Here is a 13,089-nt window from a genome sequence, read left to right as displayed (position 1 = left end):
TACTTTATTTAAAGCGTTAGTAATCCTGTTTCTTTTAAGGTTTGCAGAGGTTTTGAAAACCAAAACAATTCAAAGTTTTCAAATTGCATTTCAAAATCTGCTTTTAGGGCTCCAAATGAGATCAATGCCCCTTCTTGTACTTGTAATTTTTCTAACTGTTGATACAACCACTCCCCTGTCTCTTTTTCTAAAGTAATGGTGGTAACATTTTTACGATCATGAAACATCATTCTTAATTGCTCCCAAGATTGTCCACGTTTTGTTTTGATACTAATTTCTAATTGTGGCATACCGCCTAACCAAAGAATTTTAGCTGTGGGCTTCGCACTAAGTGCAAATGGTGTTTCCAAACAATTCTCAATGAAGTTTTTTTCAATTTGTGATTTCGGAATTTTAAAATCAAACCATTGTTGTAAAGGTGTGTCAAAACCAATACCATGCATATAATTAAAAAGTGACTTTTTTAAGCCGAAACTAAATTGCTCATGATCGATACCTGTGGTATCCTTAAAATCAATATCGTTATTGGCAAAGGTGATTTCCTTAATATCTGGGATAATACCATATGCTGACGGATTAATCCCGACGGGACTATGGGCTGTTAGTGCAAACTGATGCCAAAAACCTGATTGTAACACCCCTACTTCAAAAAGTTGACGTACCATTTCAAGGCTATCTACGGTTTCCTGGACGGTCTGCGTTGGGTAGCCATACATTAAATAGGAATGCACCATAATGTTCGCCTCCGTAAAATTACGTGTCACCTGCGCCACCTGAGCAACCGTCACCCCTTTATCAATCAATTTTAATAAGCGGTCAGACGCCACTTCTAAGCCACCTGATACTGCTATACAGCCAGAAGCCTTTAATAGCTTACACAAATCAGAGGTGAAGTTTTTTTCAAACCGTATATTGGTCCACCAAGTAACTATTAAATTTCGTTTTAAAATTTCTATCGCTAGGGCCTTCATTAAAGAAGGTGGAGCTGCTTCATCTACAAAATGGAAGCCGTTTTCTCCTGTTTGTTCAATAAGTGTTTCCATCCTATCTACTAGAAGCTTAGCCGCAACAGGTTCGTATACTTTTATATAATCTAATGAAATATCGCAGAAGGTACATTTCCCCCAATAGCAACCATGTGCCATGGTCAATTTATTCCAACGGCCGTCGCTCCACAAGCTATGCATTGGATTTGCAATCTCAATTACAGAAATATAGTGGTCTAAAAGTAAATCGGTATAATCAGGAGTTCCTACCTCACTTTGCTTATAATCTGCTCTTTTCGCTGTATTTAGATAGGTTACCTTTTCATTTTGCATTAAAAAGGTTCTTTTAAACTCCCCTAGCGTATTTGGATTATTGGTAACCGCGTTCACTAATAATTCCACAGGTAATTCACCATCATCTAGGGTGATGTAATCAAAAAATTCAAAAACACGCGTATCGGTAACAGATCGCAATTCTGTGTTTGCAAAACCGCCACCCATTCCAATTTTTATGGTGGGAAAATGTTTTTTTATATACTGTGCACTTCTAAATCCGCTATACAAATTACCTGGAAAAGGAATTGAGAAACATACTAATTTAGGTTGTACAGTTCTTATATGATGATCTAGAATAGCTAAAGTTAATTCATCTATATAGGTAACCTCTTCTTGTAATTTACCATATAATTCATCAAAAGAATTTGCACTTCGCCCTAAACGCTCTGCATACCTGCTAAATCCAAAATTAGCATCAATACATTCTACGATAAAATCTGATAAGTCTTCTAGATATAAAGTCGCTAAATGCTTTGCTTTATCTTGTAATCCCATTTCACCAAAAGCCCAATCTAAATCGTCTAGCTGCTGAAAACGTGATGCTTCCGGTAAGAAACCATCTGTACAAATTTGTCGCGCAAATGTTGGGTTCTTATCTTGTAAAAATGCGATAACAGGATTTATCGTTTGTAAATAAACATCCTTTAAAGCATAAATCCGATGGCAATTTTCTGAAACAATCGTAGCATGCTCCTTGGCATAATCAAATATTTTTTGAAACTGATTTTTTGAAAATAATTCTAGAATTACTTCAATACCTAAATCGATTTGAAAAGAAGAAATATTTTTTGTATTCAAAAACCCTTTTAAATAAGCCGTTGCGGGATAAGGCGTGTTTAATTGCGTAAACGGAGGTGTTATAAGTAGAATATCTTTCAAAATGGACTAAAAAATAAGCTGCAAAGGTAAGGCTATAGTTTCCTACAAGCTCATTTCTTTCTTTAAAATTTCAGCTACAGCACTTTGGTAGGCCCTTGGGTTATTTGCTTTTTTTATCGCTTTAAATGTTTTCTGTGGATTTGAGAATGATTGTGAGAAAAACTCCCAGAACCCCTGCATTTTCATCTTTATTGGAGTTGGGCCCGATAAAAAAGCATCATAATCTTTATATATAGTCTCATGAAATTCACTAAAAATTGCCCATCTATCTTCTGGATATTCAAACGTATTTGCTTTAATCATACTTGGTAGAAAAGGATCCGCTATCAAACCACGGCCAATCATCCAATGTTCTATACTTGGAAAACGGTCCTGCATATTCTTAAAGGTTTGTACCGTTGTAATATCGCCATTGTAATATAATTTATGACGTGTACTATCTACACAACGTTGAAAAGCATCTAGGTCTACCCCTCCTTTATAGAGCTGCTTGCCTATACGTGCATGTATTGCTATATTTTTGATTGGATATTTATCTAAAACAGGAAACGTATCTAGTATCTCACTACTATCTTCATAACCCATGCGCATTTTCATAGAAACGGTCACATTAGTTTCTGCGTGTACGCGGTCTAAAATATGATCAATCTTATCTGCTTCTTTTACTAATCCTGAACCCATGCCACGTTTCGTCACCATAGGGTATGGGCAACCTAAATTCCAATTTAACTCCGTATATCCTAAATCTTGAATGTACTTCACTACAAATAGGAACTCATCTGCATCATTAGTCATTACTTGGGGGATAAGACTTAAATCAGTATTATTTTCAAGCTGTAAATCACGTTGATACGATGATTTGATGACCAATTTACCATCTAAACGAATGTAAGGCGCATAAAAAGTATCTATTCCACCAAAAAAATGATGGAATGCATTTCTAAAACGAAAATCGGTAAAGCCCTGTAATGGAGAAGATAGTAAGGTAAAACTCATTAAAAATAGATTGGCGGCAAAGATACATCCTTGTCAAATACTTTTATCTATCTAGCCTACTTTATTAAACAAAAAATCCTCAGGAAATTTCCCGAGGATTTTTTTATGCTTCTATAATCACTTCTTCTTTTTTCTTTTTAAATACATAGGTATAAAACCACATGATGGTAAAGGTTGGAATAAAATCTGATCCAGGAATTAACTCCTCTACGAAAGTTACCATTCCGGCAGCCTGCCCTATTTTACCTTTGTACAGCCTAGTCATTAACCAAGCAGAAATTGGTGCCCAGATAATATCTGAAAACTCTCCTATTCCTGGTATGACAAACGATACAAGTCCTAAAGCATCAAAAAGAAGGCTTAAAAACAGGTTGCGTACTTTATTATCTTTTAATTCTGACATATTTAAATTTACTATTTTAATTAATTATAATCAAAATAGATGCCAAAAAATATGCGACTAAAATTACGAAAGTTTAGAACTAATCAATTTTAAAAACTCATTTCTTGTTTCTTGCTTCTCAAACTGCCCTCTAAACCCAGAAGTAGTTGTCACAGAATTTTGCTTTTGTACACCACGCATCATCATACACATGTGTGAAGCTTCTATAACTACCGCTACACCTTTAGGCTTCAAGGTATTATTTAAACATTCAAGTATGTCATGAGTTAAACGCTCTTGAACTTGCAAACGTCTTGCAAAAACATCTACAACACGCGGTATTTTACTTAGGCCTACAATATGACCATTAGGGATATAAGCAATATGCGCTTTTCCAAAAAATGGTAGCATGTGGTGCTCACAAAGAGAATATAACTCAATGTCTTTAATGATTACCATATCATCATAAGATTCTTTGAACATTGCACCTTTTAAAATCTCAAAAGGATCTTGTTGATATCCTTGTGTTAAGTATAACATAGCTTTAGCAGCACGTTCTGGAGTTTTTACCAAACCTTCTCTTGTAACGTCTTCTCCTACGCCTTCAATAATTGTTTTATAGTTACTACGTACATCATCCGTAATTTCTATATCATACTCTTCAAACTTTTTATATGGATCCATCAAATTTCTTTTTCTTAGCTTTTTGTTTATGTTTTAAATAAAACACTTAAACAAAGTTAATCATTAAATTCATTGCATAAATGAAAATAAGGGAATTATTTAAGTCACAAATATAATATACTATCCATTACCCCTTAATTCTATTTCTTTATAGTGGCATAGACAAACAAGGTTACCCTCTTAAAATATAGTCAATCTACAGACATGAGTTTTGTCATGTCTAGGCTAATGCTTACTTTCATGCCATAATTTTATAAGAATGATAAAGGCAGAAAACATCCAGAAATATTATGGAGATCTTCAGGTTTTAAAAGGTGTAGATTTACACATTGCAAAAGGAGAGATTGTTTCTATTGTAGGCCCTTCTGGAGCTGGTAAAACTACCTTACTACAAATTCTAGGCACACTAGATATTCAAACAAATAAACAGGGAAGTAAGCTTCTAATAAAAGAAAGAGATATAACTGCTTTATCAGAAAAGGAATTGGCTAAATTTAGAAATGAAAATATTGGATTTATTTTTCAATTTCACCAATTACTTCCTGAGTTTACTGCTTTAGAAAATGTATGTATTCCTGCTTTCATTAAAAATACGGCAAAGAATGATGCTGAAAAAAGAGCCAAAGAATTGCTAGACTTTTTAGGCCTATCGCATCGGTATCATCACAAACCAAATGAATTATCTGGCGGAGAACAACAACGTGTTGCTGTAGCACGTGCTTTAGTAAATAACCCAAGTGTTATTTTTGCGGATGAACCTAGTGGAAATTTAGATACGGAAAGTGCCGATAATCTTCACAAATTATTTTTTAAACTAAGAGATGAATTTGGTCAAACCTTTGTTATTGTAACCCACAATGAAGAGTTGGCTGAAATGGCTGATAGAAAACTAACCATGGTTGATGGTAAAATGATGACAGCAGAATGATTTCTGAAGTATGGGAGTATTTTAAAGATCCAAAAAATGAACCCTACAAAATCCATGATTCTGAAAAATGGAGCATTCTTAAGAACCTACTGGTTCTAAATATTGTTACTAGTTTTGGTTTAGGAATTGTAATGGGAGTTATTACTACTGCCGTGGGTGCCAATCTAGGCGCGCATGGCGTTGCAGAAATGTTTAAAAAATATCCTATTTATGGTATTTTTTTTCTAGCGGTAATTTTGGCCCCTGTATTAGAAGAGCTAATTTTTAGAGGAATCTTAACTTTTTTTAAAAATCCCAAATCTTTTACATATGCTTATTATGGGTCTATTTTTCTATTTGGAGCAGTACACTTAAGTAATTTTGAAACATACGCAGATCACCTTTGGTTGGCTCCTATATTGGTATTACCACAAACAGCTGCAGGAATATTTCTTGGATTTGCTCGGGTAAAATTAGGATTAGTATGGTCTATGCTATTGCACGCATTACATAATGGAATTCTACTTGCTCCAATGTTATTCTTTAAATTTGCAGGAGAAACTATTCCTTAATGAAGAAAGCAGAACTCAAACTATTTCTGGACGAAAAAGTAATTCAATATAACAAGCCCACTTTTTTAGATACAGATCCTATTCAGATTCCACATACATTTTCACAGAAAGAAGATATTGAAATTAGTGCTTTTCTAACAGCCACCATTGCATGGGGAAATAGGAAAAGTATTATTACCAACGCAAAAAAAATGATGTCCTTATTGGATAATTCTCCTTATGATTTTATTTTAAATCATCAAGAAGATGATCTCGCTAGGTTTGATGCATTTGTGCACCGTACCTTTAATGGTGAAGATCTAAAATTTTTCATCAAAAGTCTTCATAATATTTACGTACATCATGGTGGATTAGAAGCTGTTTTTAAGGCAAATATTACTGATAAATCCCTGCAACCTGCCATATCTGGATTTAAAAAAGTATTTTTTGAAATCCCACACCCAAGCAGAACTACTAAACATGTTTCAGATCCCATGAAAGGTTCTGCCGCTAAGCGTATTAATATGTTTCTACGTTGGATGGTGCGCGATGCGACTACTGGTGTCGATTTTGGTATATGGGATACCATTCCAACTGCCTATTTATCGTGTCCGCTAGATGTTCACTCTGGGAATGTAGCGCGCAAATTAAAACTCCTCAAGCGAAAACAAAACGATGCTAAAGCTTTAGCGGAATTAGATACCAGTCTTCGTAAAATGGATGCAAATGATCCTGCTAAGTATGATTTTGCCTTATTTGGCTTAGGTGTATTTGAGAAATTTTAATCCCCTCAAAAGTTGAGAGGATTACACTATCTTATTCTGAATCGGTTAAGGTTTTCATAAATGCAACTAATTCAGCTTGCTCCTTTTTAGTTAAATTCAGATTGTCAAAAGGAAGCGTTTGATATGCCTCTTCAATTCCTATTCCTTGCCCTCCACCTCTGTTATAAAAATCAACCACTTGTTCTAAGGATGTATATACTCCATTATGCATATAAGGTGCTGTTTTTTCAACATTTCTAACCGTTGATGTCTTAAAAAAATGTTTCCGCTCTTCTGTTTTAAACTTATCATACCTACCTAAGTCTTGACTAATTACAGCATTAATAGTATCATTTTCTTGAGGCACACCTATTAACTCCATTTCCGTATCTTTATAGTCAGGAGGTACGGTTCCATTAAATAATGGCGCAAAGTGACATGTGGCACAAACAGCCTTTCCCATAAATAAATTAAATCCAGAAATTTCTTCTTCTGTCAATGTATCTTCAAGTCCATTTATGTTTTTATCAAATTTTGAATCAAAACTATTTAAAGTTCTGATATAGGAAGCTATGGCATGCCGAACATTATATTCCATTCGTTTTCCTTGATATAGCGTGTCAAATTGAATTTTATAGTGCTGTTCATTGCGTACACGATTTACAATAGAATCCATTGGCAAATTAAACTCGTCGTGATTATCGGCAACTCCTACTATTTGACCTTCCAAGCTACCGGAACGCCCATCCATAAAAAACGTTTGCTGATAGGCCGCATAGCGTAAGGTGGGTGTATTTCTTATTTGATTTTTATCGAATGCTTTTTTGCCATCTGTAAAAGCTTTATCCTTTATATGACACGTAGCGCAAGCCATTTCATAATTTTTAGAAAGCATTTTATCATGGAATAACTGCTTACCTAAAAGCTGCTTTTCTTTCAATTTTAACGTATCACTTTTATAATCTGAAAAATAAAATACATTCAGTGTATTGGAATCAAAAAGAGAAGTTGCCTCATTAGAAATAGCCATTTCAAACGGAAACTGAACCTTCCAATCTTTTTGAACTTTTACCAATAATTCTAGCTGTTTGTCGGTATTATTTTTAATAAAACCATAGCGATCAAAGCTATCAAAATCATGATTTAGTGCTGAAATTGAATTTTTGAATGATTCTATTAGTGCAACATATAACGTATTAGAATTAAATTTTTCTTTTAGAATCTCTGTTAAATCAATTAAAGTTTGGTAAGTTGTTTGGCATTCTAACAAAGATTGCCCTAATACAGGAGAATCAAAGCCAGTAATACCTGTTGTGGCTGTACGCACAATTTGATTTCTGAAAAGCCATATTAAATGATGATCTTTAAGGTTTATTTGGGTGTTTTTTTCAATTAGTTTGAGTCGGTTTTTTGTTAGATTTATAGTATTATAAAGTGCTACGCTGTCTGCCTCAGGATCAAAAAGTAATTCTTCTATCACCTGAAAACCAAAGGGGTTTCTGATCTTAATATCCGTAAGATCTTCTTCTTGCACTTGCAAAATATTCGGTGCATTGAGGGACTTGTAATTATTTTTATCAATTGCTGATAAGATAGGTTCAATAGCTTTAAACTTAAATCGCGCTTTTGTATATAAATCAACATTAATTTTTGTCTGATTTGTACCCTCCATAGCCTCTAAGTACTGAATACAATCATTTAATTCTGACTTATAAAATTTTGTTATTTCATCGTCTGTCGTTAGTATGGCAATTGGTTTTTTATCGTTTTTACAAGCAGTTGTGAGTAAAAGCAAAAGACATATACCAAAAGTATATGTCTTAGCTTTCATAAATAGTATTTTATTCATGATGTTCTTCAATATTATCTATCTAAACCTTTGATCATGTACATCATTGAACCTTCTTTAGTTGCCGATGATATATCTGAAACCGCTTTAGGATCTGTAAAAGATGTACCGTCTGCTGGTTCCCAACCGTGGTTTTGAGTCATTACTAAAAAGGTGTTTTCACCATTATTCACAACATCAGTAACATCAATCATACCTGTAATTTCCCAGGTACTTGCAACGGTACCATACCCCAAGCTTTCAGCTCTATTTTGATCACATTCTAAAACTGTTTTAATTTCTCCAGTTGCAAGATTATATTGGTATAATTTTGCATAACCATTTACCGCTGTATCTAGATATCCGTTAGGATCTTCTTGAATATAAGCGTAATTTTCAGTAACCAAGATGTTATCTGGAGAATGAAAACCGTCTGCCTTACCTCCTACTATATCACCATCTAAAACACACGTAATTTTTGCGGCTCCAGTTGGGTCATTTTCATTTAATACTACTTTATAAACACGACCTAAAATAGATCCTTTACCTACTAAATCAGCACTGTAACGACCTGTCACACAAAAATAAATTTCTCTTTGATTGGCAGCTGAACCTCTTCTCCAATCAATATCTTCCAATCTAGAAAAGCCCATGACACCTTTTGCTTTTGCTTCCGCATCCAATGCATCAATTTCTTTCTCTTCAAGCTCTACAAATTCAACATCATACTCAGTACCTTCTTCCATATCCATTTCAAAATCGACACCAGAAGTGGTAACTTTTAAACCGTATAATTTTCCACCACTTAAATCGCCTCTGTCACCAACATACATTCCTAATTGACCTGAAGGCACACTATTATCTGCGTGATCATCACCAATAAATACGACTGTTTTATCTGCATAAGCGTCTTTACCAATTGGCACCGCGTTTTCTGTAGACCATTGCCCTAAAGCAGGTAACATTTCTCCTGTACTAGCCGCATCTGCACTTTTTGCAGGATCTACCACAAATACTCCTTTTGAAGCACCACCCCATTCGCCGCCTGATAAATATAAAGGTCCAAATCCGTGTTCTCCATTGGTGATTAAAGTACCAGAACACATAGCTGTTGATGCAGTCGCTTCAGCATTTAAAATATATTCCCCATAAAAAGGTCTTAAGTTTTTATTCAACATGATACGCGCAATAGAATAATCACCTTCTATATTATTGATTAAAGTAAAGGTATCATCACCGTTATCTAATAATCCAGCACCATCTGCTAAAGAACCATACACGAAATCTGGTGAATTAGGAATAATATCTTCTGATGATAATACTAAAGACATTTTTAAGTTTACGAAATCACTGGTTACCTTAAATAAATTTGGTGACTTTGAACTTGCCAAATACACGGAAGCATCCATTCCGTCTACACCATCAATTCCGTCTGCTCCGTCTGCTCCATCAACACCGGCCACACCATCTGTGCCATCTACACCATCTTCTGGGTTACAGCTGTTAAAAGTTAATGCCAATGCAGAAAGCAATAAGGCACTTAAAAAAGTTGATTTAAAGGTTTTCATAAAATTTTTAGTTTATAGTTATTTATTCTCGCTGCCAAAACTATTTATAAACCTTAAGAGCTATGTTAATTCAGTATTTTGCTTTTATTACCTCATTCTTATAAAAAAGTTAAGAGGTTATTTAAAGGTTAGAAGAACATATAGTAAACTTTGCTGTATTGTAAATTTTAAAATTAAACTCCTGACAATCAATTATTTGCATTCAAATCCTTATTGATCTTACATTTATATTCTTACAATAAAAGATCATCTAGCCTCCTAAATCGCTGCTATTTCATTCCAATACTGTAACATTTTTTCTATTTATCACACCTATAAGTAGTTGTAAATAAACTTATTATGAGTGGAGCCGGAAATATGTTGCATGCCATTAAATCTTTAAATGCAAACAGGAAACTTTTAAAAAAACGTACTGTACGAAGTACTAACGATTATAAGCGGGTTATTGATAATGCTGAAAAACCCCAATTTAAAAAAACTACTCCTGAATTAATGAGGAACATAAAAATTAAAATTAAAAGGTATAAAGCTTTGGATAGATGGATTAACTTCTCTGCGGCATTAGCAACCTTTCTTGTGCTATTTTTAGTTTATTGGGTCCTTAGAAACTAAAAATATAGTAAATTGGTAGTCTTAACTACATCTCAAAATATGGCTATCAAAACATTAACCATTATTCACGCTTTTTTAGTACTTAGCCTCGCAGCTTTTGCTGCTTTTACTTTTTTCGGTGGCCCTGGTTTTGTTAATGAGTTTTCTATGGAAAATGATATTTTCATTTACATTGTGCCCATTGTAGCTATGGTAGGTTATTTTGCTAGTAAATATTTGTATTCAAGAGAACTTACTGCTATAAATGCTTCTGAAGACTTAAAAACGAAACTAGCGCTCTATCAAAAAGCAAATATTTTAAAATTTGCGCTATTGGAAGGTCCTGCTTTTTTAGCATTTCTACAGTTCATGTCTAACGGTTACACTTTATATTTTACTATTGGGACGACCCTATTACTCTATCTAGCCATGCAAAGTCCTACTAAAGCTAAAGCAATTTCAGAGCTTTCATTAAAAGATACGGAACAAAAAGAGCTATAATTTCACTCCGTTTTTGAGAAAAACTTGGCACAAAATATAAGTTTATCATTAGTTATGACAATAGCACAAGAAGATTGGCCAAATTTAAAACGTTTTGCGGTTGATAATGAATTATTACCTGCAGCTAGTCCACTTGAGGACCGGGTTGTATTTATGGGAGATTCTATCACACAAGGATGGTTAGATTATGGATATCCAGAATTATTTAAGAATTACCCTTACATAAATAGAGGGATAAGCGGGCAAACAACACCACAAATGTTATTACGCTTTAGAGCAGATGTACTTAATTTACAGCCAAAAATAGTCGTTATTCTAGCTGGCATCAATGATATTGCAGGCAACACGGGACCCTCTACGCTAAAAATGATTCAGGATAACATTATCTCTATGGTTCAATTAGCGCAGGCTAATTCTATTAAGGTTATTCTATCCTCTATTCTTCCTGCAGATAGGTTTACATGGCAACCTGGTATTAACCCTGCAGATGCAGTTATTCAAATGAATGCGTTTCTTAAAATTTATGCTAAAAATCACAAATGCTATTATTTAGATTATTACTCCTCATTAGTAAACGATACGAAAGGAATGATAGAACGCTACTCCGAAGATGGAGTGCACCCTACCATTGCTGGTTATGAGGTCATGACTCCATTAGTTTTAGGCGCTATAAACGAGGTCGTACAAAAACAAAATTAGCACCCCAACATGAAAAAGCCATTAGTAAGTATTGTTATACCTTTTAAAAATACAGAAGATTTTTTTTCAGTGTGTCTAGCTTCTATTCATGAGCAAACTTATTCAAATTTTGAAGTGATTGCCGTAGATGATAGCTCTACCGATGATAGTAAAGCAATTGGCATGAAAATGGCAGAAAAAGATGCGCGTTTTACTATTCTTACTAATAATGGTACTGGAATTATTCCAGCATTGCAATTGGCATACAGCAAAGCTACAGGAACATTCATCACACGAATGGATGCTGATGATATTATGACACCTAACCGGCTAGAAGTGATGGTACAATCACTCCTAGCACATGGCACCAATCATATCGCCGTGGGAAAAGTTTCCTACTTTTCTGAAACAGGTGTGAATGATGGTTATGCCGCGTATGAGAAATGGCTGAACGGCTTAACCTCAAGAGGAACAAATTTCAGTGAAATTTACAAGGAATGTGTTATTCCCTCTCCCTGTTGGATGGTCTATTCCTCAGATTTTGATGCTTGTGGCGGTTTTAATACAAATACGTACCCTGAAGATTATGATTTAGCTTTTCGTTTTTACAAACATAAACTCATCTGTATTCCATGTAATGACGTATTGCATTTATGGCGCGATTATTCTACCAGAACATCTAGAACCAGCGATCATTATGCAGAGAATACCTTTTTAAACCTAAAATTTGATTATTTTAAAGAAATTGAATTAGATCCTCAAAAGAATATTGTATTGTGGGGCGCTGGAAAAAAAGGAAAAACCATTGCCAAAAAGCTACTAGCAAGTAATATAGATTTTAAATGGATTTGTAATAATGAAAAGAAGATAGGGAAACATATTTATGATATAGAAATGCTGGAATCTAGTGTTTTAGCGCAACAAGAAAACCCTCAAGTAATTATTACCGTTGCCAATCATGAGGACCAAAAACATATTAAAAATCAATTAGAACATCTTAATTTAAGCACTTATAAAGATTATTATTTCTTCTGCTAAATACATCTAAAGCACTATGGCCAAAACCGAATATAGAATCTACGTCATCGAACTGCAAAAAAAGGTCTTTACCGAAAATTGGAGGTTTAGAGCTGCTAATCCGCAATTTAACGGAGTACTAGAATGCGTATATGTAGGCATGACGAGTAAGACCCCTAAAGAGCGTTTAGAACAACATAAAACAGGGTATAGAAACAAAAAAGGTCATAAATTATCTTCCGCAATTGTGCAAAAATATGGTAGCTATTTGCGTCCTAGCTTATACAACCACATTCCCATTTTAAAGACAAAGCAAGAAGGCCTAAAAATGGAAGAATTGGTAGCCTTAGAATTACGAAGAAAAGGCTACGCCGTTTGGTTTAATTAATGTCCGTTTTACAAACAATCCAATAATTATTTA

Annotated in this window: 14 protein-coding genes; 8 read left to right on the top strand and 6 right to left on the bottom strand. The window is 34.3% G+C overall.

Annotated features, from left to right (window positions below; all coding sequences use genetic code 11):
* Nucleotides 1-8 precede the first annotated feature (8 nt).
* From M666_RS14055 to folE, 4 genes are all read right to left on the bottom strand, one after another.
* Nucleotides 9-2,201, bottom strand: a complete 2,193-nt coding sequence (locus tag M666_RS14055) for a B12-binding domain-containing radical SAM protein (RefSeq protein ID WP_029446365.1) — start codon at nucleotides 2,199-2,201, stop codon at nucleotides 9-11.
* Between the two features lie 42 nt (nucleotides 2,202-2,243).
* Nucleotides 2,244-3,197, bottom strand: coding sequence for a tRNA dihydrouridine synthase (locus tag M666_RS14050; protein ID WP_029446364.1), 954 nt, complete (start codon nucleotides 3,195-3,197; stop codon nucleotides 2,244-2,246).
* A gap of 103 nt (nucleotides 3,198-3,300) precedes the next feature.
* The gene (locus tag M666_RS14045) at nucleotides 3,301-3,600 is read right to left on the bottom strand and encodes a hypothetical protein (protein ID WP_024480651.1); all 300 of its coding nucleotides are present in this window, start codon (nucleotides 3,598-3,600) and stop codon (nucleotides 3,301-3,303) included.
* 63 nt (nucleotides 3,601-3,663) lie between these two features.
* Entirely contained in the window at nucleotides 3,664-4,263 is a 600-nt protein-coding gene (gene folE / locus M666_RS14040) for a GTP cyclohydrolase I FolE (protein WP_029446363.1), read from the bottom strand.
* A 259-nt stretch (nucleotides 4,264-4,522) separates the two neighbouring features.
* Between folE and M666_RS14035 the strand changes: the two genes are divergently transcribed.
* The 3 genes from M666_RS14035 to M666_RS14025 are packed head-to-tail and all read left to right on the top strand — an operon-like array spanning nucleotide 4,523 to nucleotide 6,506.
* Nucleotides 4,523-5,191, top strand: coding sequence for an ABC transporter ATP-binding protein (locus M666_RS14035; RefSeq protein ID WP_029446362.1), 669 nt, complete (start codon nucleotides 4,523-4,525; stop codon nucleotides 5,189-5,191).
* The gene (locus M666_RS14030; protein WP_029446361.1) at nucleotides 5,188-5,742 is read left to right on the top strand and encodes a CPBP family intramembrane glutamic endopeptidase; all 555 of its coding nucleotides are present in this window, start codon (nucleotides 5,188-5,190) and stop codon (nucleotides 5,740-5,742) included. The genes M666_RS14035 and M666_RS14030 overlap by 4 nt, the downstream gene beginning before the upstream one ends.
* The gene (locus M666_RS14025) at nucleotides 5,742-6,506 is read left to right on the top strand and encodes a TIGR02757 family protein (RefSeq protein ID WP_029446360.1); all 765 of its coding nucleotides are present in this window, start codon (nucleotides 5,742-5,744) and stop codon (nucleotides 6,504-6,506) included. Before M666_RS14030 ends, M666_RS14025 begins: the two co-directional genes overlap by 1 nt.
* A 31-nt stretch (nucleotides 6,507-6,537) precedes the next feature.
* Here M666_RS14025 and M666_RS14020 read toward each other — a convergent pair whose 3' ends face one another.
* Complete coding sequence (locus M666_RS14020) at nucleotides 6,538-8,316, bottom strand: cytochrome-c peroxidase (protein WP_039326447.1); 1,779 nt, start codon at nucleotides 8,314-8,316, stop codon at nucleotides 6,538-6,540.
* A gap of 32 nt (nucleotides 8,317-8,348) precedes the next feature.
* Nucleotides 8,349-9,881, bottom strand: a complete 1,533-nt coding sequence (locus tag M666_RS14015; protein ID WP_029446358.1) for an alkaline phosphatase PhoX — start codon at nucleotides 9,879-9,881, stop codon at nucleotides 8,349-8,351.
* 339 nt (nucleotides 9,882-10,220) lie between these two features.
* Between M666_RS14015 and M666_RS14010 the strand changes: the two genes are divergently transcribed.
* The 5 genes from M666_RS14010 to M666_RS13990 are packed head-to-tail and all read left to right on the top strand — an operon-like array spanning nucleotide 10,221 to nucleotide 13,056.
* Nucleotides 10,221-10,493: a hypothetical protein gene (locus M666_RS14010; RefSeq protein ID WP_029446357.1), complete on the top strand. Its 273-nt coding sequence runs from the start codon at nucleotides 10,221-10,223 to the stop codon at nucleotides 10,491-10,493.
* A gap of 39 nt (nucleotides 10,494-10,532) precedes the next feature.
* Complete coding sequence (locus M666_RS14005; RefSeq protein ID WP_025615029.1) at nucleotides 10,533-10,973, top strand: hypothetical protein; 441 nt, start codon at nucleotides 10,533-10,535, stop codon at nucleotides 10,971-10,973.
* Nucleotides 10,974-11,027: 54 nt separating this feature from the next.
* The gene (locus M666_RS14000) at nucleotides 11,028-11,672 is read left to right on the top strand and encodes an SGNH/GDSL hydrolase family protein (protein ID WP_029446356.1); all 645 of its coding nucleotides are present in this window, start codon (nucleotides 11,028-11,030) and stop codon (nucleotides 11,670-11,672) included.
* A gap of 9 nt (nucleotides 11,673-11,681) precedes the next feature.
* Nucleotides 11,682-12,689, top strand: coding sequence for a glycosyltransferase family 2 protein (locus M666_RS13995; protein WP_029446355.1), 1,008 nt, complete (start codon nucleotides 11,682-11,684; stop codon nucleotides 12,687-12,689).
* A 16-nt stretch (nucleotides 12,690-12,705) separates the two neighbouring features.
* Nucleotides 12,706-13,056, top strand: a complete 351-nt coding sequence (locus tag M666_RS13990; protein WP_025615027.1) for a GIY-YIG nuclease family protein — start codon at nucleotides 12,706-12,708, stop codon at nucleotides 13,054-13,056.
* Nucleotides 13,057-13,089: the final 33 nt, after the last annotated feature.

Source organism: Cellulophaga baltica 18 (assembly GCF_000468615.2).
GTDB classification, from domain to species: domain Bacteria; phylum Bacteroidota; class Bacteroidia; order Flavobacteriales; family Flavobacteriaceae; genus Cellulophaga; species Cellulophaga baltica.
This window is presented reverse-complemented; position numbering and strand designations above follow the sequence as displayed.

What these genes read in the sequence shown, in the direction of transcription:
- M666_RS14035 (WP_029446362.1), top strand. Translation starts at nt 4,523, where the DNA reads ATGATAAAGGCAGAAAACATCCAGAAATATTATGGAGATCTTCAGGTT.
- M666_RS13995 (WP_029446355.1), top strand. Translation starts at nt 11,682, where the DNA reads ATGAAAAAGCCATTAGTAAGTATTGTTATACCTTTTAAAAATACAGAA.
- M666_RS13990 (WP_025615027.1), top strand. Translation starts at nt 12,706, where the DNA reads ATGGCCAAAACCGAATATAGAATCTACGTCATCGAACTGCAAAAAAAG.
- folE (WP_029446363.1), bottom strand. Translation starts at nt 4,263, where the DNA reads ATGGATCCATATAAAAAGTTTGAAGAGTATGATATAGAAATTACGGAT.
- M666_RS14020 (WP_039326447.1), bottom strand. Translation starts at nt 8,316, where the DNA reads ATGAAAGCTAAGACATATACTTTTGGTATATGTCTTTTGCTTTTACTC.
- M666_RS14045 (WP_024480651.1), bottom strand. Translation starts at nt 3,600, where the DNA reads ATGTCAGAATTAAAAGATAATAAAGTACGCAACCTGTTTTTAAGCCTT.
- M666_RS14030 (WP_029446361.1), top strand. Translation starts at nt 5,188, where the DNA reads ATGATTTCTGAAGTATGGGAGTATTTTAAAGATCCAAAAAATGAACCC.
- M666_RS14010 (WP_029446357.1), top strand. Translation starts at nt 10,221, where the DNA reads ATGAGTGGAGCCGGAAATATGTTGCATGCCATTAAATCTTTAAATGCA.
- M666_RS14000 (WP_029446356.1), top strand. Translation starts at nt 11,028, where the DNA reads ATGACAATAGCACAAGAAGATTGGCCAAATTTAAAACGTTTTGCGGTT.
- M666_RS14015 (WP_029446358.1), bottom strand. Translation starts at nt 9,881, where the DNA reads ATGAAAACCTTTAAATCAACTTTTTTAAGTGCCTTATTGCTTTCTGCA.
- M666_RS14050 (WP_029446364.1), bottom strand. Translation starts at nt 3,197, where the DNA reads ATGAGTTTTACCTTACTATCTTCTCCATTACAGGGCTTTACCGATTTT.
- M666_RS14025 (WP_029446360.1), top strand. Translation starts at nt 5,742, where the DNA reads ATGAAGAAAGCAGAACTCAAACTATTTCTGGACGAAAAAGTAATTCAA.
- M666_RS14005 (WP_025615029.1), top strand. Translation starts at nt 10,533, where the DNA reads ATGGCTATCAAAACATTAACCATTATTCACGCTTTTTTAGTACTTAGC.